The sequence below is a fragment of the Actinacidiphila sp. bgisy160 genome, assembly GCF_965342435.1.
In the GTDB taxonomy this organism is placed as follows: domain Bacteria; phylum Actinomycetota; class Actinomycetes; order Streptomycetales; family Streptomycetaceae; genus Actinacidiphila.
On record NZ_CBDRCM010000006.1, the window covers coordinates 80066 to 103338 of the forward strand.

Annotated in this window: 27 protein-coding genes; 17 read left to right on the forward strand and 10 right to left on the reverse strand. The window is 72.6% G+C overall.

Annotation, left to right across the window (positions count from 1 at the left end; genetic code table 11):
* The first annotated feature begins 61 nt into the window (after positions 1-61).
* Positions 62-1129 (forward strand): succinyl-diaminopimelate desuccinylase, encoded by a 1068-nt coding sequence (dapE, locus tag ACRWNP_RS08050; protein WP_431960329.1) that lies wholly within the window; start codon positions 62-64, stop codon positions 1127-1129.
* Between the two features lie 141 nt (positions 1130-1270).
* Positions 1271-2005, forward strand: coding sequence for a TIGR00730 family Rossman fold protein (locus ACRWNP_RS08055; protein ID WP_431960439.1), 735 nt, complete (start codon positions 1271-1273; stop codon positions 2003-2005).
* 10 nt (positions 2006-2015) lie between these two features.
* Here ACRWNP_RS08055 and folP read toward each other — a convergent pair whose 3' ends face one another.
* Complete coding sequence (folP, locus tag ACRWNP_RS08060; RefSeq protein WP_431960330.1) at positions 2016-2876, reverse strand: dihydropteroate synthase; 861 nt, start codon at positions 2874-2876, stop codon at positions 2016-2018.
* 123 nt (positions 2877-2999) lie between these two features.
* Between folP and ACRWNP_RS08065 the strand changes: the two genes are divergently transcribed.
* Both ACRWNP_RS08065 and ACRWNP_RS08070 read left to right on the forward strand, forming a co-directional pair.
* Positions 3000-3380 (forward strand): cell division protein DivIVA, encoded by a 381-nt coding sequence (locus ACRWNP_RS08065; protein ID WP_431960331.1) that lies wholly within the window; start codon positions 3000-3002, stop codon positions 3378-3380.
* Positions 3377-3967: a DNA-3-methyladenine glycosylase I gene (locus tag ACRWNP_RS08070; protein ID WP_431960332.1), complete on the forward strand. Its 591-nt coding sequence runs from the start codon at positions 3377-3379 to the stop codon at positions 3965-3967. The genes ACRWNP_RS08065 and ACRWNP_RS08070 overlap by 4 nt, the downstream gene beginning before the upstream one ends.
* A 37-nt stretch (positions 3968-4004) precedes the next feature.
* Here ACRWNP_RS08070 and ACRWNP_RS08075 read toward each other — a convergent pair whose 3' ends face one another.
* Complete coding sequence (locus tag ACRWNP_RS08075; protein WP_431960440.1) at positions 4005-4802, reverse strand: enoyl-CoA hydratase/isomerase family protein; 798 nt, start codon at positions 4800-4802, stop codon at positions 4005-4007.
* A 262-nt stretch (positions 4803-5064) separates the two neighbouring features.
* On the opposite strand from ACRWNP_RS08075, the gene ACRWNP_RS08080 reads away from it, so the two are divergent.
* A complete protein-coding gene (locus tag ACRWNP_RS08080; RefSeq protein ID WP_018561471.1) occupies positions 5065-5232 on the forward strand; it encodes a DUF3117 domain-containing protein in 168 nt (55 codons plus the stop codon).
* 124 nt (positions 5233-5356) lie between these two features.
* On the opposite strand, the gene ACRWNP_RS08085 is transcribed toward ACRWNP_RS08080, so the two are convergent.
* Complete coding sequence (locus ACRWNP_RS08085) at positions 5357-6022, reverse strand: O-methyltransferase (protein ID WP_431960441.1); 666 nt, start codon at positions 6020-6022, stop codon at positions 5357-5359.
* A gap of 136 nt (positions 6023-6158) precedes the next feature.
* Between ACRWNP_RS08085 and sigE the strand changes: the two genes are divergently transcribed.
* The 5 genes from sigE (at position 6159) to ACRWNP_RS08110 (ending at position 10727) form a co-directional block, all read left to right on the forward strand.
* A complete protein-coding gene (sigE, locus tag ACRWNP_RS08090) occupies positions 6159-6935 on the forward strand; it encodes an RNA polymerase sigma factor SigE (RefSeq protein WP_431960333.1) in 777 nt (258 codons plus the stop codon).
* Positions 6932-7900, forward strand: coding sequence for an anti-sigma factor family protein (locus ACRWNP_RS08095; RefSeq protein ID WP_431960334.1), 969 nt, complete (start codon positions 6932-6934; stop codon positions 7898-7900). Before sigE ends, ACRWNP_RS08095 begins: the two co-directional genes overlap by 4 nt.
* A gap of 69 nt (positions 7901-7969) precedes the next feature.
* On the forward strand, positions 7970-9457 hold the full coding sequence (locus ACRWNP_RS08100) for a S1C family serine protease (RefSeq protein ID WP_431960335.1): 1488 nt from the start codon (positions 7970-7972) through the stop codon (positions 9455-9457).
* Between the two features lie 133 nt (positions 9458-9590).
* Positions 9591-10037: a sec-independent translocase gene (locus tag ACRWNP_RS08105; RefSeq protein WP_431960336.1), complete on the forward strand. Its 447-nt coding sequence runs from the start codon at positions 9591-9593 to the stop codon at positions 10035-10037.
* Between the two features lie 78 nt (positions 10038-10115).
* Complete coding sequence (locus ACRWNP_RS08110; protein WP_431960337.1) at positions 10116-10727, forward strand: hypothetical protein; 612 nt, start codon at positions 10116-10118, stop codon at positions 10725-10727.
* 93 nt (positions 10728-10820) lie between these two features.
* On the opposite strand, the gene ACRWNP_RS08115 is transcribed toward ACRWNP_RS08110, so the two are convergent.
* The 3 genes from ACRWNP_RS08115 to ACRWNP_RS08125 form a co-directional block, all read right to left on the reverse strand.
* Positions 10821-12005, reverse strand: a complete 1185-nt coding sequence (locus tag ACRWNP_RS08115; protein ID WP_431960338.1) for an Mrp/NBP35 family ATP-binding protein — start codon at positions 12003-12005, stop codon at positions 10821-10823.
* Between the two features lie 64 nt (positions 12006-12069).
* Positions 12070-12597 carry a DUF1003 domain-containing protein gene (locus ACRWNP_RS08120; protein WP_431960442.1) on the reverse strand — a complete coding sequence of 176 codons (528 nt, stop codon included), beginning with the start codon at positions 12595-12597 and terminating at the stop codon, positions 12070-12072.
* Positions 12561-13820 (reverse strand): magnesium transporter MgtE N-terminal domain-containing protein, encoded by a 1260-nt coding sequence (locus ACRWNP_RS08125; protein WP_431960339.1) that lies wholly within the window; start codon positions 13818-13820, stop codon positions 12561-12563. Before ACRWNP_RS08125 ends, ACRWNP_RS08120 begins: the two co-directional genes overlap by 37 nt.
* Before the next feature lie 212 nt (positions 13821-14032).
* Between ACRWNP_RS08125 and ACRWNP_RS08130 the strand changes: the two genes are divergently transcribed.
* Positions 14033-14695: a hypothetical protein gene (locus ACRWNP_RS08130; protein ID WP_431960443.1), complete on the forward strand. Its 663-nt coding sequence runs from the start codon at positions 14033-14035 to the stop codon at positions 14693-14695.
* Between the two features lie 10 nt (positions 14696-14705).
* Here ACRWNP_RS08130 and ACRWNP_RS08135 read toward each other — a convergent pair whose 3' ends face one another.
* Positions 14706-15233 (reverse strand): hypothetical protein, encoded by a 528-nt coding sequence (locus tag ACRWNP_RS08135; protein WP_431960340.1) that lies wholly within the window; start codon positions 15231-15233, stop codon positions 14706-14708.
* 136 nt (positions 15234-15369) lie between these two features.
* Here ACRWNP_RS08135 and ACRWNP_RS08140 point away from each other — a divergent pair, with 136 nt between their 5' ends.
* Entirely contained in the window at positions 15370-16317 is a 948-nt protein-coding gene (locus ACRWNP_RS08140) for a DMT family transporter (protein ID WP_431960341.1), read from the forward strand.
* A 9-nt stretch (positions 16318-16326) separates the two neighbouring features.
* On the opposite strand, the gene ACRWNP_RS08145 is transcribed toward ACRWNP_RS08140, so the two are convergent.
* Positions 16327-17439 carry a magnesium and cobalt transport protein CorA gene (locus ACRWNP_RS08145; RefSeq protein WP_431960342.1) on the reverse strand — a complete coding sequence of 371 codons (1113 nt, stop codon included), beginning with the start codon at positions 17437-17439 and terminating at the stop codon, positions 16327-16329.
* A gap of 437 nt (positions 17440-17876) precedes the next feature.
* Between ACRWNP_RS08145 and ACRWNP_RS08150 the strand changes: the two genes are divergently transcribed.
* From ACRWNP_RS08150 to ACRWNP_RS08165, 4 genes are all read left to right on the forward strand, one after another.
* Complete coding sequence (locus tag ACRWNP_RS08150; RefSeq protein ID WP_431960343.1) at positions 17877-18467, forward strand: suppressor of fused domain protein; 591 nt, start codon at positions 17877-17879, stop codon at positions 18465-18467.
* Between the two features lie 163 nt (positions 18468-18630).
* Entirely contained in the window at positions 18631-19269 is a 639-nt protein-coding gene (locus ACRWNP_RS08155; RefSeq protein ID WP_431960344.1) for a DUF6758 family protein, read from the forward strand.
* Between the two features lie 82 nt (positions 19270-19351).
* Positions 19352-20218 carry a PHP domain-containing protein gene (locus ACRWNP_RS08160; RefSeq protein WP_431960345.1) on the forward strand — a complete coding sequence of 289 codons (867 nt, stop codon included), beginning with the start codon at positions 19352-19354 and terminating at the stop codon, positions 20216-20218.
* Positions 20219-20261: 43 nt separating this feature from the next.
* The gene (locus ACRWNP_RS08165) at positions 20262-20876 is read left to right on the forward strand and encodes a MarC family protein (RefSeq protein WP_431960346.1); all 615 of its coding nucleotides are present in this window, start codon (positions 20262-20264) and stop codon (positions 20874-20876) included.
* Positions 20877-20983: 107 nt separating this feature from the next.
* On the opposite strand, the gene ACRWNP_RS08170 is transcribed toward ACRWNP_RS08165, so the two are convergent.
* Positions 20984-21133: a hypothetical protein gene (locus ACRWNP_RS08170; protein ID WP_158689826.1), complete on the reverse strand. Its 150-nt coding sequence runs from the start codon at positions 21131-21133 to the stop codon at positions 20984-20986.
* A 222-nt stretch (positions 21134-21355) separates the two neighbouring features.
* Here ACRWNP_RS08170 and ACRWNP_RS08175 point away from each other — a divergent pair, with 222 nt between their 5' ends.
* The gene (locus ACRWNP_RS08175) at positions 21356-22264 is read left to right on the forward strand and encodes an NYN domain-containing protein (protein WP_431960347.1); all 909 of its coding nucleotides are present in this window, start codon (positions 21356-21358) and stop codon (positions 22262-22264) included.
* Positions 22265-22270: 6 nt separating this feature from the next.
* Here ACRWNP_RS08175 and ACRWNP_RS08180 read toward each other — a convergent pair whose 3' ends face one another.
* Entirely contained in the window at positions 22271-23170 is a 900-nt protein-coding gene (locus ACRWNP_RS08180) for an alpha/beta fold hydrolase (protein WP_431960348.1), read from the reverse strand.
* Between the last annotated feature and the right edge of the window lie 103 nt (positions 23171-23273).

Below are 23273 nucleotides of genomic sequence, written 5' to 3' on the forward strand. Positions count from 1 at the left end.
GCACACCGTACCGAAGCCTGCTGTGCCGGGGCCCCGTCCGGCCCCCGGTAGGGTCGGCGGCATGGAACGGCCCGTGCTCGATCTCAGTCAGGACGCCGCCGCCGTGACGGCGCAACTCGTCGACATCCCCTCCGTCAGCCTCGCCGAGAAGCCGCTCGCGGACGCCGTGGAGAGCGCCCTGCGCGCCCTGCCGCACCTGACGGTGGACCGGGACGGGGACGCCGTCGTCGCCCGCACCCGGCTCGGCAGAGCCGAGCGGGTCGTGCTCGCCGGGCACCTGGACACCGTGCCGATCGCCGAGAACGTGCCCTCCCGCCTCGACGGGGACGGGGTCCTGTGGGGCTGCGGCACCTCCGACATGAAGTCCGGGGTCGCCGTCCAGCTGCGACTGGCCGCCACCCTCACCGCGCCCAGCCGCGACCTGACCTTCGTCTTCTACGACGCCGAGGAGATCGCGGCGGAGCGCAACGGACTGAGGAGGCTCGCCGAGTACCACCCGGAGTGGCTGGCCGGGGACTTCGCCGTCCTCCTGGAGCCCACCGGCGCCAAGGTCGAGGGCGGCTGCCAGGGCACCCTGCGGGTCCGCGTGGAGACCACCGGCCGGCGCGCCCACTCCGCGCGCAGCTGGCTGGGCGAGAACGCCATCCACAAGGCCGCGCCCGTGCTGGCCCGGCTGGCCGCCTACGAGCCGCGGAAGGCGGTCGTTGACGGCCTCACCTACCGCGAGGGCCTCAACGCGGTCATGATCGAGGGCGGTCACGCCGGCAACGTGATCCCCGACTCCTGCGCGGTGATCGTCAACTTCCGCTTCGCCCCCGACCGTTCCGAGGCGGAGGCGTTCGCCCACGTCCGCGAGGTCTTCGAGGGCTACGACGTGCGGCTGACCGACAGCGCCCCCGGAGCCCTGCCGGGCCTGTCCCACCCGGTGGCGGCCGCCTTCGTCCAGGCCATCGGCACCGAGCCCGCGCCCAAGGAGGCCTGGACCGACGTCGCGCGCTTCTCCGCCCTCGGTGTCCCGGCGGTGAACTACGGCCCCGGCGACCCCAGGCTCGCCCACACCCGCGAGGAGCACGTCGCCGTCGCCGACGTCCTGGAGGCGGAGGAGAAGCTGCGCGCCTGGCTGTCGTAACGAGCAATTCAGCGGCGCGTTCTTGATCCGCCCGGCGGACGCGGTCGTACCCTGACCGGACGGCAGCGAAAGGAGCGCGACATGGACAGTGACGCGGAGGAGGCGGCCGCCGCCGAGACAGCCGCGGCGGAGGGCCGCCCCATGGGGCGCGGCTGGCCCGAGCGCCAGACCGGTCCCGTGGTGCGGCGCCGGGGCCAGGTGCAGAAGTCGACGACCGACCAGCGGCTGCTGGACACCCGCGGACCATCGGACTGGGTCCACAGCGACCCGTGGCGCGTGATGCGCATCCAGTCCGAGTTCGTCGAGGGCTTCGGCGCGCTCGCCGAACTCGGCAGGGCGGTGAGCGTCTTCGGCTCCGCCCGGGTGGCGGAGGGCACGGCCGACTACGAGACCGGCGTCCGCATCGGCCGCGCCCTGGCCGAGGCCGGTTTCGCCGTCATCACCGGCGGCGGCCCCGGCGCGATGGAGGCGGCCAACCGGGGCGCCTGCGAGGCCGGCGGAGTCTCGGTGGGGCTGGGCATCGAGCTGCCCTTCGAGCAGGGTCTCAACCCCTATGTCGACATCGGCGTGAACTTCCGCTACTTCTTCGTCCGCAAGACGATGTTCGTCAAGTACGCCTCCGGGTTCATCGTCCTGCCGGGCGGCTTCGGCACCCTCGACGAGCTCTTCGAGGCCCTGACGCTGGTCCAGACCCGCAAGGTCACGCAATTCCCCATCGTCCTGTTCGGCTCCGCCTACTGGCGCGGCCTGGTCGACTGGGTCCGCGACTCCGTCGTGGCCGGCGGCAAGGCCTCCCCCGTCGACCTGGAACTGCTCCACGTCACGGACGATGTCGACGAGGCGGTCGCGCTGGTGACCAAGGAGATCGGCGACTGACCTGCGGGCCCTACGCCAGCCCCCGCCGGGCGACCGCCGGGGGCCGGTGTCCCGCGATCGAGGCCACCATGTCCAGCACCTGACGGGTCTCGGCGACCTCGTGCACCCGGTACACCCGGGCGCCCAGCCACGCCGAGACGGCGGTCGTGGCCAGGGTGCCGATCAGCCGATCCTTGACAGGGCGGTCCAGGGTCTCGCCCACGAAGTCCTTGTTGGACAGCGAGACCAGCACCGGCCAGCCCGTGGCCCTCATCTCCGGCAGCCGCCGGGTCGCCTCCAGCGAGTGCCGGGTGTTCTTCCCGAAGTCGTGGCCGGGGTCGATGAGGATGCCGTCCCGCCGCACGCCGAGCGCGGCCGCCCGCTCGGCGAGGCCCACGGTCACCTTCAGGATGTCGGCCATCACGTCCTCGTAGCCCACCCGGTGCGGCCGGGTCCGCGGCCGCGCGCCCCCCGCGTGGGTGCAGACCAGGCCGGCGCCGTGCTTCGCGGCGACCTCGGCGAGCCGGGGGTCGACGCCGCCCCAGGCGTCGTTGAGCAGGTCCGCGCCGGCCTCGCAGACCGCCTCGCCGACCTCGTGGCGCCAGGTGTCGACACTGATCACCACGTCGGGGTGGCGCCTGCGTACCTCGGCGACGAAACCGGCGGTCCTGCGGATCTCCTCCTGAGCCGAGACCTCCTCGCCCGGGCCCGCCTTCACCCCGCCGACGTCGATGATCGCGGCACCCTCCGCGATCGCGCGCTCGACGCGTTCCAGGGCCGGTGCGTCGGTGAACGTGGCGCCCTGGTCGTAGAACGAGTCCGGCGTCCGGTTCACGATCGCCATGATCACGGGCTCGTGCTCGCCGAATTCCCGTGTGCCCAGCCGCAGCATGTCGCGCCTGCCTCCCTCGAAATGTCGTACGCCGATCGAAGATAGTCGCCGACCGCACACCGCGCGCACGGCGCGACGTGGCACGATCGTGGCGTACACGTCGGGCCGACCCCGGGAGAGGTCTTGTTCTGGTTCTTGCTCATCGCGTTGGTCGCGGTGGTCGCCGCGGTCGCCCTCGCGGTGCTCGGCGACGGCGGGGTGCTCCGTGACGTGGAGCCGGACCGGGTGGACGACCGGCTGCCGCCGGAGCGGCCGGTGGGCCGCGCGGACGTCGAGCGGCTGCGCCTGCCGGTGACCGTACGCGGTTACCGCATGGTGGACGTCGACGACGTGCTGGAGCGCCTCGGCGCGGAACTGGCCCAGCGCGACGCCCACATCGCCGACCTGGAGGCCGCGCTGGCCGGCGCCCACGCCACCCGGCTCGGCGGCCACTCGCTGGTCAAGGACGCCGACGACGTTCCGCGAGCCCCCGAGGACCCGCGTGCCCCGGGGAGCGAGCTGTGAGCGACGGCGACGTGGTGACCGGCCCGGACGGCCTGGCGCGCTGCCCGTGGGGGCTGTCCACCGACGATTACGTCGAGTACCACGACACCGAGTGGGGCCGCCCGGTGCACGGCGAGGGGGCCCTCTACGAGCGGCTGTCCCTGGAGGCCTTCCAGTCGGGCCTGTCGTGGATCACGATCCTGCGTCGCCGCGAGGGCTTCCGGAAGGCCTTCGCCGGCTTCTCCCCGGATGCCGTCGCCGCCTTCACCGACGAGGACCGGGAGCGGCTGCTCGCCGACACCGGCATCATCCGCAACCGCGCGAAGATCGACGCCGCCGTCGCCAACGCGCGCGCCACCCTGGCGCTGCGCGAGGCTCACGAGGGCGGCCTGGACGCCCTGGTCTGGTCGTACGCGCCGGATCCCGCCGGACGTCCGGCACCCCGCACCGTCGCGGACGTGCCGGCCGTCACGGCGGAGTCCACCGCGCTGGCCAAGGACCTCAAGAAGCGCGGCTTCCGCTTCGTCGGCCCCACCACCGCCTACGCGCTGATGCAGGCCTGCGGCCTGGTGGACGACCACCTGGCCGGCTGCTGCGCCCGCCGCTGAGCGCCCCGGGCGCCCCGGCGCGCCTGCGCCGCCCGGATCAGCGGCCCAGGAAGCGGGGCTTCTCCTTCTTCAGGAAGGCCTCGACGGCGATCCGGTGGTCCTCGGAGGCGCCGGCGGCCGTCTGCAACTCGTCCTCCTTGGCCAGGGTGTCCAGGAGCGAGTGCTCCTCGCCGTACGCGATGGAGGCCTTGACCGCCGCGTAGGCCACCGTCGGGCCCTCGGCGAGCCGGCGGGCGACCGAGACGGCCTCGGCGGCCAGATCGCCGGCCGGCACCAGACGGTTGGCGATGCCCAGCTCGTACGCCTCCTGCGCGCCGATCGTGCGCGGGAAGAGCAGCAGATCGGCGGCGCGGCTGCGGCCGACCAGCCGGGGCAGCGTCCAGGAGGCCCCCGAGTCGGCGGTCAGGGCGACGCCGACGAAGGAGGTGTTGAAGGCGGCGGTGTCGGCGACCACGCGGTAGTCGCAGGCGAAGGCGAAGCCCGCGCCCGCTCCGGCGGCGACCCCGTTGACCCCCGCGACGACGGGCTTGGGCATGGTGGCGATCGCGGTGACGATCGGGTTGTAGTGCTCCCGCACCGTGGACATCACGCCCCCCGGCCCGCCGCCGGCCTCGGCGATGAGTGCGACGTGCTCCTTGAGGTCCTGGCCGACGCAGAAAGCCTTGCCGTTCGCGGTCAGCAGCACGGCCCGCACCGCGGTGTCGGCGCCCGCCGTCTGCAGGGCGTCCCGCAGGGCGACCTTGGTCTCGACGTTCAGCGAATTCATCGCTTCGGGGCGGTTCAGGGTGATGGTGGCGAGCCCGTCGCTCACCTCGTACAGCACGGTGTCGGCCATGTGGTCCCCTTCGTCGCGGCTCACGTTCGGGGTCAGCATGCCGGAGATCGCCCGGCGCGGACATGTGACCTCCGTCAAACGCGCCGGAGAGTGCGATCACCGAAATGGACGGTTTTGCGGGACAGGGTTCTCGAACGGATGGGAACCGATGTTGGTCATCAGGTCACCCGATGCGGGATAATGGCCGAGAACCAATGTGTTCGAGTCCGGTGGCGCCTGGGCCACCGTGTGCGAAGAGCTGGTTTCAGGAAGGGGAACGAGCATGGCGGCCATGAAGCCGCGGACGGGTGATGGCCCGCTCGAGGTGACCAAGGAGGGGCGGAGCATCATCATGCGCGTTCCGCTCGAGGGCGGCGGACGGCTTGTCGTCGAGCTGACTCCGGACGAGGCGGATGCACTCGGCGAGGCTTTGAAGAAGGCCATCGCCTGACAACCGGCCAATCCAAGCCTTGGGCCCCTGGCGGCATGCGCCGGGGGCCCACTTGTTTGTCCGTTCCGCGTTTGCCCTTTGGTGCGCCAGCCCGGAAACGGGTGCATTCCGGGCGGGGGAATGGTCAGCCGCGCCGTACGGCGCAGAGCAGGCCGTCGTCGGTCGGGAGCAGGACGGGGGCGAGGGCCGGGTTGTCCCGTACCGTCCGCATCAGTTCGCGCAGCCGGATCACCTCCGGCTCGGAGTGGGCGGCGTCCATGGAGCGGCCCTGCGCGAAGGCCCCCTCGAAGCAGACCAGTCCGCCGGGACGCAGCAGGCGCAACGATTCGCCCAGGTAGTCCGGGTACTCCAGCCGGTCCCCGTCGCAGAACACCAGGTCGTAGCCGCCGTCGGCGAGCCTGGGGAGGACGTCCAGCGCCCGGCCGGGGATGAAGCGGGCGCGGTTCCCCGCGAACCCCGCCTCCCGGTAGGCGGTGCGGGCGAGCTGCTGGCGGTCCGGTTCGGTGTCGACGGTGGTCAGCACGCCGTCGGGGCGCATGCCGTGCAGCAGGTGGATGCCGGAGACCCCAGTGCCGGTGCCGATCTCCACCACCGCCTTGGCGTCCGTGGCGGCGGCCAGCAGACGCAGCGCCGCGCCGGTGCCGGGGGAGACGGGGCGCAACCCTGCCTCACGAGCTCGCCCGCGGGCTCGTATCAGCGCGTCGTCCTCGGCGACGAAAGCGTCCGCGAACGCCCAGCTCGCCTGCCGGTTGCCGGTAATTGCCCTCTCCTGTCCGCCTGACGGTTGCAGCCCGCCTGGCGACTGTATCCGTTGCGGTCGGGAACCCGCAGATGGGACCGCTCGTTGGTACCTGCGACAGACCTGAACCACAGGAGCCGGGAGCGATGAGCCCGGCATTTATCCGGAGCTAACGGGCGAGGTGGCTATGGTAGGGGCTCTACTGGACACCACCAGAGCCGACAGGGGAGGTGCGGCTGCGGCGGGTCACCGGGGAGTGCTCTCGCGCTTCCGCAGGTCGGCCGGCGAGCCGAAATCCGTGACCAATACAGCTGACGAACGTCCGCGCACCGACGAGTCCGCGACTGTGGCCGCCAACGCGACCTTCGCCACCGACGGGGACAGTCAGGCATGGACCCCCCCTTCCTGGGAGGAGATCGTCAGTACGCACAGTGCCCGGGTCTACCGCCTCGCGTACCGTCTCACCGGAAACCAGCACGACGCCGAGGACCTCACCCAGGAGGTCTTCGTCCGGGTCTTCCGCTCGCTGTCGACGTACACCCCCGGCACCTTCGAGGGCTGGTTGCACCGCATCACCACCAACCTCTTCCTCGACATGGTCCGCCGCCGTCAGCGCATCCGTTTCGACGCCCTGGGCGACGACGCCGCCGAGCGGCTGCCGAGCCGCGAGCCGTCCCCCGCGCAGCACTTCGCCGACACCCACTTCGACGCGGACATCCAGCAGGCGCTGGACACCCTCGCCCCGGAGTTCCGCGCGGCCGTCGTGCTCTGTGACATCGAGGGCCTGTCGTACGAGGAGATCGCCGCGACGCTCGGCGTGAAGCTGGGCACCGTGCGCAGCCGTATCCACCGCGGTCGTTCGCACCTGCGCAAGGCGCTGGAGCACCGTGCGCCGGCCGCCCGTCCGGGCCGTGCGCCCGTCCTGGCCACCGGCCGGCCGGCCCTGGAGGGCGGGAGCACGTGAGCAGCGGTGTCAGCCGGCACTTCACGTGTGCCGACCAGCACTTGGGTGACCATCTCGCCGCCTTCGTCGACGGTGAGCTGCACGACGACGCCCGCGACCGGGTGCTCGCGCACCTGGCGACCTGCCCCGACTGCAAGACCGCTGCCGACGAGCAGCGCCGGATGAAGGACGTGGTGGCCGCCGCGGCGCCGCCCGCCCTCTCCGCCGGCCTGCTCGCCCGCCTCCAGGAGCTGCCCGGGGGTGACGGGGACGGCGGAAGAGGGCCGTTCGGCGACGGCGGACTGATGGAGACGGCCAGCCTCGGCGGTGAACGCCTCGGCGGCGACCTGTTCGGAAAGGCGCGCGAGGAGTTCTCGCTGCCCCTGTCCGCCTCCGTGTCCCGCGGCTTCCGGATCCACGAGAGCGGCCGCTCCGGCGCCGGGGCCGCACCCCTCGGCCCCGCCTCGTCCGCCGCCGCGGTCCGCGGCCGGCGCCGCTTCGCCTTCGCCGCGGCGGGCGCGGTCTCCATGGCGGCCATCGCGCTCGGCGGCGCCCTGCCGCTGGAAGCCGCGGTCGACGCAGCCGGTGGCACCCCGCTCTCCCGCAGCGGCGCGGGCACCCCCGCGGCTCCACTCACCGGCGAGACCGCCCGCGCGGCCGCCGACGTGTGGAGCACGGCCACCAGCGACCTGCTGCACCCCGTCTCCCGCGGCATGCACCCGTACGGCGTCGCCGCACCCGACGGCCACGTGCCCCCCGGTACGCTCACCCGGCCGCTGGGTCTGTCCGGGGACGGCCGGTCACTCCCCGCCCCGGCCGCATCCGTGCTTCCCGGCGTCACCCCGGCACCCGCGGTGGCCCCGCCGGCGACCGCGAGCCCGTCCGTCTCCGCCACCCCGCCGAGCGGCGCGGCGGACTCCCCGGCCGCGCCCGTTCCGCTCGACTCGGTCGTCCCCCTGGTCGGCCACTTCCCCGTGACCCGCTGAGCGGTCGGCTGCGGGCGGCGCCGACTCCTGGTTCAATCCAGGGAGGACTGGTCGTCGTAGGGGAGCACCGTGGACGAGGGGAAGGCCGAAGGGCCGAAGTGGTGGAGCAGGCCGGAGACGGTCGCGCCGGTTCCCCCTGAGCCGCGGGACGGGCCCGCCCCGGACGCGGTCCCCGAGGCACCCGCCGGGCCCTCCGCCGGAGCGGCCCCCCGGCACGCCACTGACGCGTACGACACCCCGCCGTACGGCGAGCCCGGCCCCTGGGCGCCCGCGCCGCCGGTGCAGCCCCCCGCCGGCGCGGCACCGCCGCACCACCCCGCACCCCCGCCGCCCAGCGGCCCGCCGGCGCCCCCGGCCCCGCTGTCCGTCGGCCAGTGGCACCGCTACGACCCCTGGGCGCCCCCGGGCGCCGCCGCGGGCCCGCGGCGTCCCGCCCAGCCCTCGGGGAGCCGCCGTGCCCCGCTGGCGGCCGCCCTGATCGCCGTGACCCTGATCGCGGGGGGCGTCGGCGGGGTGCTGGGCGCCTACGTCCACGACAACGGCGGCACGCCGGACGTGACCCTGCCGCAGGCCACCGCGGGGGCCGGCACCCGCGCCCCGGACAGCATCGCGGGCATCGCGGCCAAGGTCCTGCCCGGCGTCGTCTACATCCACGTCAAGGGCGACGGCGGCGAGGGCACCGGCACCGGCTTCGTGCTGGACGGCGAGGGCCACATCCTCACCAACAACCACGTGGTGGAGAGCGTCGCCAAGAGCGGCACCATCTCGGTGACCTTCAACGGCGGCCAGGTGAAGCCCGCCACGATCGTGGGTCACGACACCGGCTACGACCTGGCGGTCATCAAGGTCGGCGGCGTCGCGGGACTCCACCCGCTGACCCTCGGCGACTCCGACGCGGCCCAGGTCGGCGACCCGGTCGTCGCCATCGGTGCCCCGTACGGCCTCGAGGGCACCGTGACCTCCGGCATCATCAGCGCCACCCAGCGCCCGATCACCGCGGGCGGGGAGACCAGCAGCAGCGACGTCAGCTACGTCGACGCCATCCAGACCGACGCCCCGATCAACCCCGGGAACTCCGGCGGTCCGCTGGTCGACGCCAAGGGGCTGGTCATCGGGATCAACAGCGCCATCCGCTCGGCGGACAGCGGCTCCGACCCCTTCGGCAACAGCAGCCAGGGCGGGAGCATCGGCCTCGGCTTCGCGATCCCGGTCAACCAGGCCAAGCGGGTGGCCGAGCAGCTGATCAACGACGGCAAGGCCACCCACCCGGTGATCGGCGTCAGCATCAACCTGCAGTACTCCGGCGACGGCGCCCAGGTCAGCCCCGAGGGCCAGGGCGAGGGGGACTCGGTGACCCCGAACGGCCCGGGCGCCAAGGCGGGCATCGAGCCGGGCGACGTGATCACCGCCATCGACGGCAAGCGGGTGCACAGCGGCGAGGAGCTGATCGTGCGGATCCGCGCCCACCGGCCCGGCGACACGCTGCAGCTGACCTTGAAGCGGGACGGCAAGCAGCGCGCCGTGGAGCTGACCCTGGGCTCAGCCGGCGGGAGCTGAGCACGGCGCATTCGGGATTTACCGGGCCGCGGCCTACTGTTGACCGTGCCCACTCCCGTGCGGACGGTTGGGGCAGGTACGGTGAGATCCGCCGGATTCCGTCCATCGGCCGAGGACCACGAGGAGCTGCACGGTGTTTTCAGACATAGGCGCGCTGGAGGTCGTCGCGCTCGTGATCCTTGCCGTGCTCGTGTTCGGGCCGGACAAGCTGCCCAAGGTCATCAGGGACGTGATGCAGTTCATCCGCAAGGTGCGGGAGTTCTCGGACAGCGCGAAGGCGGACATCCGCAACGAGCTGGGCCCGGAGTTCAAGGACTTCGAATTCGAGGACCTGCACCCGAAGAACTTCGTCCGCAAGCAGCTGCTGGACAACGACGAGCTGGGCCTGAAGGAGATCCGCAACGGGTTCGACTTCAAGGAGGAGATGTCGGCGGTCACCGACGCCGTGCACGGCCGCGAGAGCGGCGGCGGCTCGGCTTCCGCAGGCTCCTCGGGCTCCTCGGGCACTCCTGACCTGCTGCGCAAGCGCGACGGCCTGACGCCCGGCGAGGCCCCGCCGTTCGATTCCGACGCCACCTGAGACGGGGGCCTGCCCCGTTCACGCAGCGCGAGTGGCTATTCTCCCTTTGTTTGCCCTTATGGAGGAGGCGCCGCGCGTATGGAGACCACAGCTGACCCGGCGGATCGTACGGTCGGCGGCCATCTCAAGGCCGACTTCCCCTGGTACGGGCTGGACGAGGCATTCACCGGCGACCGCTGGCTCGCCCCCGTCGGCATGAGCGCCGACGGCACGGTCGAGCACGGCTCCACCGGCCACGGCGACGAACCGTCCGTGAAGGTCGAGCCCACGCCCGACAACCGCCGCTTCGTGGTGGTCGTCACGGTCGCCGACCGCCCGGTGCGGCACAGCTCGGACGGCACCGGCGTGCTGGAGGCCACCTCGGTCGCCTCGGCGGCCTGGCTGGCGGGCTCGGGACTGCTGTCCTGCACCTGGCCCACCCAGATGGAACGGCACCTGCGGCAGGACTGGCTCGACCAGCAGACCGCCATCGCCTGGGACCTCGCGGACCATCTCGAGGGACCCGTCTGGTCGGAGCTCAGCCTGCCGGTGGACGGCGTCCCCACGCCCTTCCACTACCGGGAGTCCGAGTACGGCTGGGTGATGGCCGGATCGGCGCGCGGGGTGCACCTGGGTGCCTTCGGGCGCGGGATGAGTGCCTACGGCCTCGGCCTGGCCCAGGTGAAGGACATCACCACGTACCGGCCGTGACAGACGGCTCAGGGGCGCTTCCCGGCCCGGGAGGCGCCCCTGAGGTGTTCCGGGGCCGGTCGCGGCCGCCCGCCGGTGATCGCAGGTGCCGGATCAGAACTTGTTGCGCGGCGTGATGCCCAGCGACAGGCCGGCCAGACCGCGCTGGCGCCCGCCGAGCTTGCCCGCGATGGCCCGCAGGGCCGAGCCGGCCGGGGACTGCGGGTCGGTCAGGACGACCGGGCGGCCGTCGTCGCCGCCCTCGCGCAGTCGCACGTCGATGGGGATCTGCCCGAGCACCGGCACGGTGGCGCCGGTGGTGCGGGTCAGGCCCTCGGCGACCCGCTCGCCGCCGCCGGTGCCGAAGACGTCGACCATCTCGCCGCAGTGCGGGCAGGGCAGCCCGGACATGTTCTCGATGACGCCGACGATCTTCTGGTGGGTCTGCACGGCGATGGTGCCCGCGCGCTCGGCGACCTCGGCCGCCGCCTGCTGGGGCGTGGTCACCACGAGGATCTCGGCGTTCGGCACCAGCTGCGCGACGGAGATCGCGATGTCGCCCGTGCCGGGCGGCAGGTCGAGCAGCAGCACGTCCAGGTCGCCCCAGTAGACGTCGGCGAGGAACTGCTGCAGTGCCCGGTGGAGCATCGGGCCGCGCCACACCACCGGGGCGTTGCCCGGGGTGAACATGCCGATGGAGATGACCTTCACGCCGTTGGCCGAGGGCGGCATGATCATGTTCTCGACCTGGGTCGGACGGCCGTCCGCGCCCAGCATCCGCGGCACGCTGTGGCCGTAGATGTCGGCGTCGACCACACCGACCTTCAGGCCGTCGGCGGCCATCGCGGCCGCCAGGTTGACCGTCACCGAGGACTTGCCGACACCGCCCTTGCCGGAGGCGACCGCGTACACCCGGGTCAGCGATCCGGGCTTGGCGAACGGGATCTCCCGCTCCGCCTGCCCGCCGCGCAGCGAGGTGGCCAGCTCGCGGCGCTGCTCGTCGCTCATCACGTCCAGCTCGACGGTCACCCCGGTGACCCCGGAGACCTTCGACACGGCGGTGGTCACCAGGCTGGTGATGGTGTCCCGCAGCGGGCAGCCCGACACCGTCAGGTACACGGCCACCCGCACCGCGCCGTCGTCCGCGATGTCCACGGACTTGACCATGCCCAGGTCGGTGATCGGCTTGTGGATCTCGGGATCGTTCACCGTCGCGAGCGCGGCGCGCACCGCGTCGGGCGAGGGGGAGGAGCCTGGGGGTGCCTCCCAGGCCGAAGTCTCTGGGGGTTCGGTAGCCATGCGTCGATGGTACGTCCCGCACCGTGCCCGCAGGACCCCGGTGGGCGGGCTCACACGGGGGCGATCACTCCAGCTCGGCCCGCTGCCGCTGGTCGATGTCCTTCAGCAGCTCCTGCAGTTCGGAGCGGATCCAGTCGCGTGTGGCGACCTCCCCCAGCCCCAGTCGCAGCGCGGCCACCTCACGGGTCAGGTATTCCGTGTCGGCGATGCTGCGGTCGTTCGCCTTGCGGTCCTGCTCCAGGTTGACCCGGTCGCGGTCGTCCTGCCGGTTCTGGGCCAGCAGGATCAGCGGGGCGGCATAGGAGGCCTGCAGCGACAGCATCAGGGTGAGGAAGATGAAGGGGTACGAGTCCCAGCGCAGATCGCGCGGCGCCAGCGCGTTCCACGACACCCACGCCACGATCACGACCGTCATCCAGACGATGAAGCGCCCGGTCCCCAGGAAACGGGCGATCTTCTCCGACAGCCGTCCGAAGGCCTCCGGGTCGTAGGAGGGCAGGAGGCTGATTCGCGGCACCCGCGGCTGGTCGAGGCGGATGCGTGGGCGTTCGTCGCTCACGGCGCCGCCTCGTGCAGCTCCGTCTCGCGCCAGTCCTCCGGCAGCAGGTGGTCCAGGACGTCGTCGACGGTGACGGCGCCCAGCAGCGATCCGCTGTCGTCGACGACCGGCACGGACACCATGTTGTACGTCGCGAGGAAGCTGGTGACCGCCGGCAGCGGCGTGTCCGGCGCCAGCGGCTGCAGGTCGCTGTCCAGGAGGGCGCTGACCAGGGTGAACGGGGGGTCGCGCAGCAGCCGCTGGAAGTGCACCGTGCCCAGGTACTTGCCGGTCGGGGTCTCGTCCGGCGGCCGGCAGACGTACACCTGGGCGGCGAGCGCGGGGGACAGGTCCGGGTTGCGGACCCGGGCCAGCGCGTCGGCGACGGTGGCGTCGGGGCGCAGCACGATCGGCTCGGTGGTCATCAGACCGCCGGCGGTGCGCTCCTCGTACGACATCAGCCGGCGCATGTCGGCCGCCTCGTGCGGCTCCATCAGGCCCAGCAGCCGTTCCTGCTCCTCCTCGGGCAGCTCGGCCAGCAGGTCGGCGGCGTCGTCCGGGTCCATCGCCTCCAGGACGTCGGCGGCCCGCTCCTGCTTGAGCTTGCCGAGGATCTCCACCTGGTCGTCGTCCGGCAGCTCCTCCAGGACGTCGGCGAGCCGGTCGTCGTCGAGGGCCGCGGCGACCTCGGCGCGGCGCTTGGGTGAGAGGTGGTGCAGGACGTTCGCCAGGTCGGCGGGGCGCAGCTGTTCGAAGGTGGCGAGCAGCGCCGCGGCCCCTTGCGCGTGCTCGTCCAGCGAGAAGCCGGTCACCGCAGACCACTCGACGGTCAGCGTCTCCCCGGTGCGGCGCAGCGGGCCGCCCTTGCCGCGGCGGACGAAGACCTTGTCGATCTCCCAGTCGCGGCGCGCGGCCAGGCGCACCATCGACACGTCCAGCACGGTCACTTCCTCGCCGGACTCCACCAGCGTCACCCGCCGGTCGAGCAGTTCGCCGAGGACGAGGGTCTCGGTCGGGCGCTGTTCGAAGCGCTGCATGTTGACGACACCCGTGGTGATCACCTGACCGGACTCCACGCCCGTCACCCGCGTGATCGGCAGGAAGATCCGGCGCCGGCTGACGACCTCCACCACCAGTCCCAGCACACGCGGCGGCCGGCCCCCGACCCGCAGCATCACGACCACGTCCCGGACCCGGCCGACCTGGTCGCCGTTGGGATCGAAGACCCGCACCCCGGAAAGGTGCGAGACGAAGACCCGGGAGGTTCCCGCTGGCATGCCGCCAGGCTAACGCCGCCCCCGCCGGCCGGGCGCGTCGTAATGCTCCACGGGGGCTTCGCACGGTGTTCACAGGGGTTCACCCGGCCAGCGGTACGCTGCGGTAGCTTCGGCTCCGCTTCGCCGCTCCCCTCGTGTGACGGGCGCGTACAACCGCAGGAGGAAGAGAACACGTGATCCCCGGCCGCAGGTCAGCCGTCCTCGTGAGCCTTCTGGGCGCGGTCCTCGTGCTCGCCGGAACGACAGGGTGCGCGGGCGACCCGGACGCGGGGACCAACGGCGTCGGCAAACTGCCGGCCGAGACCATCGAGAAGCGCGCCCGCACCGCCGCCGACGCGGCCGACACGGTGCGGCTGGCCGGCACCGTCGTCAGCAAGGGCCGTACCTACACGCTCGACATGCGGCTGCGCGGCAACGGCGGCCTGGGCGAGGTCACCTCCGATGGCAGCACCTTCGAACTGCTGCGGGTGGGGGACGACCTCTACCTCAAGGCGGGCGCCGGCTTCTACGGCGACCAGGTCGGCGCCAAGCTCAAGAACAAGTACGTCAAGGTGCCGTCCGGAGACCCCACGTACGACCAGTTCAGCGGCTTCACCGACAAGGAGGTGCTGCTGGAGGGCCTGTTCGTCCTGCACGGCGCACTCGCCGTCGGGGACCACCGCTCGGTCGGCGGCGTCCGCACCATCGCCGTCACCGCGGACGGCGGCAACGGCGGCACGATCGACGTGTCCCTGGAGGGCAAGCCGTACCCGCTGCGCTACGAACGCGCGGGCGGCGCGGGCACGCTGACCATGGACGACTGGGGCAAGGACTTCACGCTGCGCGCGCCGGACGAGGACGATGTCGTCGACTACGGCAAGGCCGTGACGCAGTAGGTCCCGGGGTTCAGGCCTTCCTGCGGCGCCGCAGCAGCAGCTTCGGCAGGGCCGCCGGGACCGGGTGGCGGGTGATCGCGGCCGTCGGCACGGGGGCCGCGGCGCCACTGCCGTCCGGCATCGCGCCGGGGCGCTCCAGGGGGTGGCCGGCGGGCTCCAGGCGCAGCACGTGGCACTCGCGGGCCCAGCGTCCGGCCATGGTCCCGGCGTCCGGCGCGTTCAGCCGCTTGCCCTTGAGCTCCTCCACCGCGGCCGTCCACGCCTCGCCCTCCGGGCGCAACTCGGTGACCCGGACCGGGAAGGCGACCAGCCGGCCGCCCTTGTCCTTGCTGCGGACGATGACCGTGGCGGTGCCGCCGTCGGTGAGTCCGGGCCCGGGCAGCGGCTGCTCGCCGGGGCCGCCGCCGACGACCACCACGGCGCCGTCGACCCAGGCGTGCCACAGGGCCTGACCGTCGACCCACAGCAGGCCGGACTTCTTCACGGCCTCCTCGATCAGGGCCTGGTCCAGCTGTGGCTGCGTCACGGTCTCCGTCATGCGACCCACCCTATGGCGTGGGCCGCGCCCGTCGCCGCCGTGGTGCCGCACACATGGTGAGACGACAGGGGCTCGGGGCCCGGACGGGCCTTACGCTAAGGGGGTCACCGCCCACCGTGCCCCGAGGAGACACCGCGTGTCCGCCGCGCCGTCCGCCAGAACCACGCCCGCCGTACCGAAGGCGGACGCCGAGTCCGGCGCAGCCGCGCACGGGAAGGCGCCGCTGGACTTCGCGCTCCTGGGCGTCGCCATCGCCGGTGTCTCCCTTTCCGCGCCGCTGATCGCCGCCACCGCCGCGCCCGCGCTGGCCATCGCCTTCTGGCGGAACGCCATGGCCGTCGGAGTGCTGAGCCCGTTCGCCTGGCTGCGGCACGGGCGGGAGCTGCGGGGGATGGGCCGCCGGGCCCTCGGGCTCTCGGTCGCCTCCGGCCTGGTGCTGGCGCTGCACTTCGGGCTGTGGCTGCCGAGCCTGACCATGACCTCGGTCGCGTCCTCGACGGCACTGGGCACGACGACGCCGGTGTGGACCACCCTGATCCTGTGGATGCGCGGACACCGGCCGCCCCGGATGGTGTGGCTGGGTTCCGCGCTGGCGGTCGCCGGCGTGGTGCTGCTGACCGGCGTCGACCTGTCGCTCTCGCCGCGCGCCCTGGCCGGGGACGCGCTGGCGCTGGGCGGCGGCATCGCGGCGGCGGGGTACGTCCTGCTCGGCGCGGAGGTTCGACGGACCGTCAGCACGACCGCCTACACCTATGTCTGCTACACCACCACGGCCGTCGCCCTGCTGGCCGTCTGTCTGGTCTCGGGCTCGGCGCTCGGCGGCTACGACGCGAGCACCTGGGCGAAACTCGCCGCCCTGACCGTGGCCGCGCAGCTGCTCGGCCACAGCCTGCTCAACCGCGTGGTGCGCGGGCTCGGGGCGTCGACCACGTCCACCGCGATCCTGCTGGAGACGCCGGGTGCCGCCCTGGTGGCGGCGGTCTGGCTGGGCCAGACCCCGCCCGTGGCGGCCTACCCGGCGCTCCTGGTGATCCTCGCCGGGCTCGCCCTGGTGATCCTGGCCGACCGCCGGAGGGCCGGTTAGGGCCGGGCCCTACAGCCAGCCGTTGCGGCGCAGGATGCGGTGGATGGCGAAGCAGATCCCGCCGATGGCGACCAGCACCATCGGGTAGCCGAACCTCCAGCGCAGTTCGGGCATGTAGTCGAAGTTCATCCCGTACACACCGCAGATCATGGTCGGGACGGCGATGATCGCCGCCCATGAGGTGATCTTGCGCATGTCCTCGTTCTGCGCCACTGCCGCCTGGGCGAGGTTGGCCTGCAGGATGGAGTTGAGCAGGTCGTCGAAGCCGACCACCATCTCGTGGACGCGGGCGACGTGGTCGGCGACGTCCCGGAAGTACTTCTGGATCTCCGGGTCCACCACGCGCATCGGCCGCTCGCTGAGCATCTGCATCGGGCGCAGCAACGGGGAGACCGCCCGCTTGAACTCCAGCACCTCGCGCTTGAGCTGGTAGATGCGCCCGGCGTCGGTGGCGCGCGGGGACTTGCCCTGGGCGGAGAAGACGTCGATCTCCACCTCGTCGATGTCGTCCTGCACGGCCTCGCTGACCGCCAGGTAGTCGTCCACGACCTGGTCGGCGATGGCGTGCAGCACCGCGGAGGGGCCCTTGGCCAGCAGCTCGGGGTCGTCCTCGAGGCGGTGGCGCAGGGCGCGCAGCGAGCCGTGGCCGCCGTGCCGGACGGTGATGACGAAGTGCCGGCCGGTGAAGACCATCACCTCGCCGCTCTCCACCACCTCACTGGTGGCGGTGAGTTCGGCGTGCTCGACGTAGCGGATGGTCTTGAACACCATGAAGAGCGTGTCGTCGTAGCGCTCCAGCTTCGGCCGCTGGTGGGCGTGGACGGCGTCCTCCACGGCCAGCGGGTGCAGTCCGAACACCTCGGCGATCTCCGCGAACTCCCGCTCCGACGGCTCGTGCAGGCCGATCCAGACGAACCCGTCGCCGCCGCGCACCTTCTCCAGGGCCTCGCGCGGCGAGATGTGGTCGCTGCCGCGGCGGCCGTCCCGGTAGACGGCGCAGTCCACGACCGAGCTGGGCGTGGCGGACGACATACGGGAGCGGTCCGGTCCGTAGTCGTACGACGTGCTGCTCTTGCGCAGGGCGGGGCGGACGACTGCGCGCAGGTCGCGGATCATCGACATGGCAAGCTCCTTCACGGACTGGCCGGGCTGAAATGCGGATCAGGGCAGGGGTGATCACCGTTGATCACTGCGCAGTTCAGGGAGCTCTTCCGGAAGCGGCGGGGCGGACCCGGGCAGGCCTCGAAAGCGGGCACAGTTCGACGTCACACGCTCGTGCTCGCGGAGATTTCCGGGATTCCCCGAGGGTTCCGTGGTTCCTTGGTTTCAGCCCCGGGTGACCGGGTACGGAACGCGGGGGATCAGGAGGGTTGCCGGGCGGAAGAGCTGCCGGTACTGCACGGTCGACTAGGATCCATCGCAGCCCCACCTCCTCCGGCCGATCCCCGCTGGGGGAAAGCGGCACGCCTCTACCGGCGTAGCCGACGGCCCACCCTATCAGGCGGCTCCAGCGCGAAGCCGCGCCTTTGCACGTTCCATACGCGCTCTATGCTCACTTCATGGTCGACGTACTGGGGCTCGTCGAGGCGCGGCTGCGCATGGCCTTCGGTGAGCCGGACGCCCGTGCCGCGGTCACCTTCCTGGGCACCGAACGGATCGAGGTGCTGCGTTTCCGGGACGGCGAGCTGCTGCGCTATGTGACCCTCGGCATGTCGCGCGCGCCGATGAACGACCCCGTCACCGTGGTCGCGGACCCGGTGCGCGGCCCGCGCGCGGAGCTCGTGCTCAGCCTGCGCGCCGGGCGCGGCGCCGACACGGACAAGGTCCTGCGGCCGCTCGCGGTGCTGGCCGCCGCCCCTCAGGTCGAAGGCGTCGTCGTCGCGCCGGGGAACTCGCTGGACGTGGGTGAACCGCTGTGGCCGGGGGCGGCGTTCTCGGCCGTTATGGTCGCCGAGCCCGGCGGTCTCGTGGCGGACCTGGAACTCGACGCCCCGATGGACCCGGTCCGCTTCTTCCCGCTTCTGCCGATGACGGCGAACGAGGCGGCGTGGAAGCGGGTGCGGGGCGCGGGGGCGCTCCAGGAGCGCTGGCTGCAGGCGGGGACCGATCTGCGCGACCCGAGGCGCGCGGCGGTGGCGCTGACGGACTGAGCCGCGGCGGTCCGTGACGCCCCCTCAGCGGTTCGGGCAAACCCGCCGACGCGGGAGCGATGTGACCCGCGGGGGAGGTGTGCCGCGCGACGGCGCCACGCGCCGAACCCGGACGGGTGATCGTCCTTGACGCGCGCACGCCGCCAGAGGACCGTGGGGCGGTATGAGAGGCGAACCCAGTTGCCCGAAGTGCGGTGGCCGGGTCCGAGCGCCCGGGCTCTTCGCCGACTCCTGGCAGTGCGACGAGCACGGCGCCGTGTATCCGCTGCAGCCTGTCGTGCCGCCGAGCGTGGAAGCCCTCGGCGTGGTCGTGAGCCGGTCGCGCGTCCCGGTGTGGATGCCCTGGCCGCTGCCCGTCGGCTGGCTGTTCACCGGCGTCGCGTCCGCCGGGGACGACCGCAGCGGCGGACGGGCCACGGCGGTGGCGTGCTCGGGACCGGGGCCGCTCGGCGGGCAGGGCGAGATGGTGCTGGTGGCGGAGGAGCTCGGGGTCGGGCTCGGGGCGAGGTTCGCCGGGATCCCGGGACCGGACCCCGGACCGGCGATGTGCGTCGGCAAGCCGCCGGCCGCCAAGGTGATCGCGGCCGGGAGGCCGACCGGCCTGTGGCACGTGAACGGGACGCCACCGGACCGCGCGGTCTTCGCCGGCGAGTCCTTCGGGCTCTGGCTGTGGGCGATCGTGTGGCCGGAGGAGTCGGGCCTGCTCATGTACGACGAGCTGATACTGACCGATCTGCGCGAGGCCGGCGCCGAAGTCGATCTCGTACCGTGCGGGGCGCTCTCCCCTCGCCTGCTCTCCTGAGATTCACAGGTTGGCCGGGCAGTTATCCTGGTAATCACAACCCCTGAATCTGCCCGAGCACCGAGCGCCTGGAGTGACCCGAGTGCGAATCGATCTGCACACCCACTCCACGGCCTCCGACGGCACGGACACCCCCGCAGAGCTGGTCCGGGCCGCGGCCGCCGCCGGGCTGGACGTCGTGGCCCTCACCGACCACGACACGGTCGGCGGCTACGCCGAGGCCGAGAAGGCGCTGGCGGAACTGCACGCCACCGGCGCCGCGGCGCCGGTCCTGGTCACCGGCGCCGAACTGTCCTGCCGCATCGACGGGGTGAGCCTGCACATGCTCGCCTACCTCTTCGACCCGCAGGAACCGGAGCTTTACCGGGAGCGCGAACTCGTGCGCGACGACCGGGTGCCCCGCGCGCAGGCCATGGTCGCCCGGCTCCGCGAGCACGGCGTTCCGGTGACCTGGGAGCGCGTCGCCGAGATCGCCGGCGACGGTGCCGTGGGCCGGCCGCACATCGCCCAGGCGCTGATCGAGGCGGGCCTGGTGGACAGCATCGCGGAGGCGTTCACGCCTCAGTGGATAGGGCCCGGCGGCCGCGCCTACGTCGAGAAGCACGAACTCGACCCCTTCGAGGCGATCCGGCTCGTGAAGAGCGCGGGCGGGGTGACGGTCTTCGCCCATCCCGCCGCCGTCAAGCGCGGCACCTGCGTGCCCGAGAGCGTCATCCACGACCTGGCCGCGGCCGGGCTCGACGGCATCGAGGTGGACCACATGGACCACGACGAGCCGACCCGTGCCCACCTGCGCACCCTCGCCGCGAGGCTGGGACTGCTCACCACCGGGTCCAGCGACTACCACGGCACCCGCAAGACCGTCCGGCTCGGGGAGTACACCACCGACCCCGAGGTCTACCGGGAGATCGTCCGCCGGGCCACCGGCGCGGCGCCCATCACCCCGTGACCCCCTGACCCGCGACCCCTGTAACCGCACCACCGCTAGGCCCATGGATCTCTTCTCCCTCACCCTGTTCGGTTCGGTCTTCGTCACGCTCTTCGTGATCATGGACCCGCCCGGAATCACCCCGATCTTCCTCGCCCTCACCTCCGGCCGCGCGGCCAAGGTCCAGCGCCGCATGGCCTGGCAGGCCGCCGGTGTCGCGCTGGGCGTCGTCACCGTCTTCGGCATCTGCGGCCAGCAGATCCTCGACTACCTGCACGTCTCGGTGCCGGCCCTGATGATCGCCGGCGGTCTGCTCCTGCTGCTCATCGCCCTCGACCTGCTCACCGGCAAGGCGGACGAGCCCACCCAGACCAAGGACGTCAACGTCGCGCTGGTACCGCTCGGCATGCCGCTGCTCGCCGGGCCGGGCGCGATCGTGACGGTGATCCTCGCGGTGCAGCGCGCGCACGGTTTCGGGCAGCAGCTGTCGGTGTGGGGCGCCATCGTCGCGATGCACGTAGTGCTCTGGCTGACGATGCGTTACTCACTGGTGATCATCCGTCTGATCAAGGACGGCGGTGTGGTGCTGGTCACCCGGCTCTCCGGCATGCTGCTCTCGGCGATCGCCGTGCAGCAGATCGCGGGCGGGGTCTTCGGCTTCATCCGCGGCGAGGGCTGACGGACCGTCGGCGCGATCCGGACGCGACAAGGGCCCCGTACCGTGGTGTACGGGGCCCTTCGCGTTCATGGCGTCCGGCCGTGCGGCCACGCCGGGGTGACGGAGCCTTACTGGGCGGGGCGGATGTAGATGCGCTGGCCGATCGCGGCGGCCTGCTGGACGATCTGGTCGACGGAGGCGGCGTCCACGACCGTGCAGTCGACGGCGCGGCCGTCCTGGTCGTTGAGGCGCATGATCTCGAAGCGCATGGTGTTCACGGCTTCTCCCTTCGTCCGGGCACTCCTCCATTGGAGTACGGGGCTGCTTCGCAGCCGTTACTTGCCGGGGTCATTCATGTATCGACAACAGTTGCCGCGACGAAAACCTTCCCTGTCCTAAAGAAATCTTTTCCCACGCATCTACTGGCCGGTAGCCACCGGTACCGGCGGTCCTGGTTCCGGTTGTGTGTGCGGACGAAACCGCCGGACAATGTGATCTCTATGAACGACGACGCCCTTTCCGCCATCGCCGCCGGCATCGAGCGCACGAACGAGCTCCTGCAGCGGGTGCTCGCCGAGGTCGCCACGACCCCGGCGACCCACGCCGTGTTCGTGGACGCCGGGTACGTGTACGCCGCGGCCGGTCGCCTCGTCGCGGGCACCGAGGACCGGAGGGCCTTCGAACTCGACGCCGAGGGCATCATCGAGGCCTTCATCGACCGGGCCCGCACCCTCTTCGCCGACAGCCGCCTGCTGCGCGTCTACTGGTACGACGGCGCCCGCCGCCGCATCCACACCGCCGAGCAGGAACGCATCGCCGAGCTGCCCGACGTCAAGGTCCGGCTCGGCAACCTCAACGCCAGCCGGCAGCAGAAGGGCGTCGACTCCCTGATCCGCAGCGACCTGGAGTCACTGGCCCGGCACCGCGCCATCAGCGACGCCGTCCTCATCGGCGGCGACGAGGACCTGGTGTCCGCGGTCGAGGCCGCTCAGGGGTACGGCGCCCGCGTCCACCTGTGGGGCATCGAGGCCGCCGACGGCCGCAACCAGGCCGACCCCCTGCTGTGGGAGGTCGACAGCCTGCGCACCCTCGACCTCGACTTCTGCAAGCCGTACATCACCCGGCGCACGGCCCCCGTCTACGGCGACGCGCCGATCCCCACCGGGCCCATCCCGACCCGCGAGGACGTGCACTTCGTCGGGGCCCGGGTGGCCTCGCAGTGGCTGGCGACGCGCGGTCGCGACTCCCTGGCCGAGCTGCTGCCCGGCCACCCGTACCTGCCGCCGGCCTACGACCAGGAACTGCTCGTCGAGGCCGAGGGCATGCTCAACATCTCGCTGCGCGGCCACGCCGACCTGCGGCGCGTACTGCGCGACGGCTTCTGGGAGCACCTGCAGGCGCGCCTGTAGGTGGGCTCAGGCCCCGGAACCGGGACCGTCCCAGAACTCCCGGAGGGCCTGGGCGGTGGGGTCCGGGCGTTCGGCGTTGGGGGAGTGCTCGGCCCCCTCGACCACGACCCGGCGGGCGGCCAGGCGCTCGGCCATCGCGTCCAGCCACGGGACGGGCCAGGCGTAGTCCACCGCCCCAGAGACCACCAGCTTCGGCAGCGGGACCGCCGCGAGCTCCGCCACCCGGTCCGGCTCGTCGAGCAGTTGCCGACCGGTGACGATCAGCTGCTCGGGCACCGTCGCCAGCCAGCGGCGGTGCAGGAACTCCTCGATCGCGTCCCCGGCGTTCGCCGTGCCCTCCAGGTCCTCGGCGTCCAGGTCGCGCATCGCGCGCCACACGCCCTCCATGTCCATTCCGGACAGCGCATCGAGCAGCAGCTTCGTACGGGCCTGCTGGGCGGGTTCGATGGCGGCGGGGCCGGAGCTCATCAGGGTGAGCGACGTCCAGGGCAGGGCGGCGCCGGCGCCGTGCGCGGCCAGGACGGCGGCGCGGACGACCAGGCCGCCCATCGAGTGCCCCAGCAGGTGCACCGGCTCGCCGGCCGGGGTTCCCAGCGCGGCGGTCTGCGCGACGACGTCGGCGGCCAGCTCTTCTTGTGCGTACGCCGCCTCGTCCCGCGGGCCCGGCGACTCGTGCTGGCCGCGCCCGTCCACGGCGACCGTGCGGTAGCCGGCGGCCGTGAGCGGTGCCAGCAGTGCGACGAAGTCCTCCTTGCTGCCGGTGAACCCGGGCACCAGCAGGGCGGTGCCGCGCCGCGGCGTGCCGGCCGGGGGGACGGCGTCCAGCACGGCGAAGGCGCCGCGGTCCGTCTCCAGGGGGTACGCGATGGCGTTCTCGGGCAGCGTCAGGAACGGCGGTCGGCTCATGCGCCGAGGCTAGCCGGGCCGGGTTGCCCCCACATGACGCGGGACCCGATCCCGGGCGCCACCCAGGCGGAACGCCGACGGCCGGGCACCCCTCAGGGGCGCC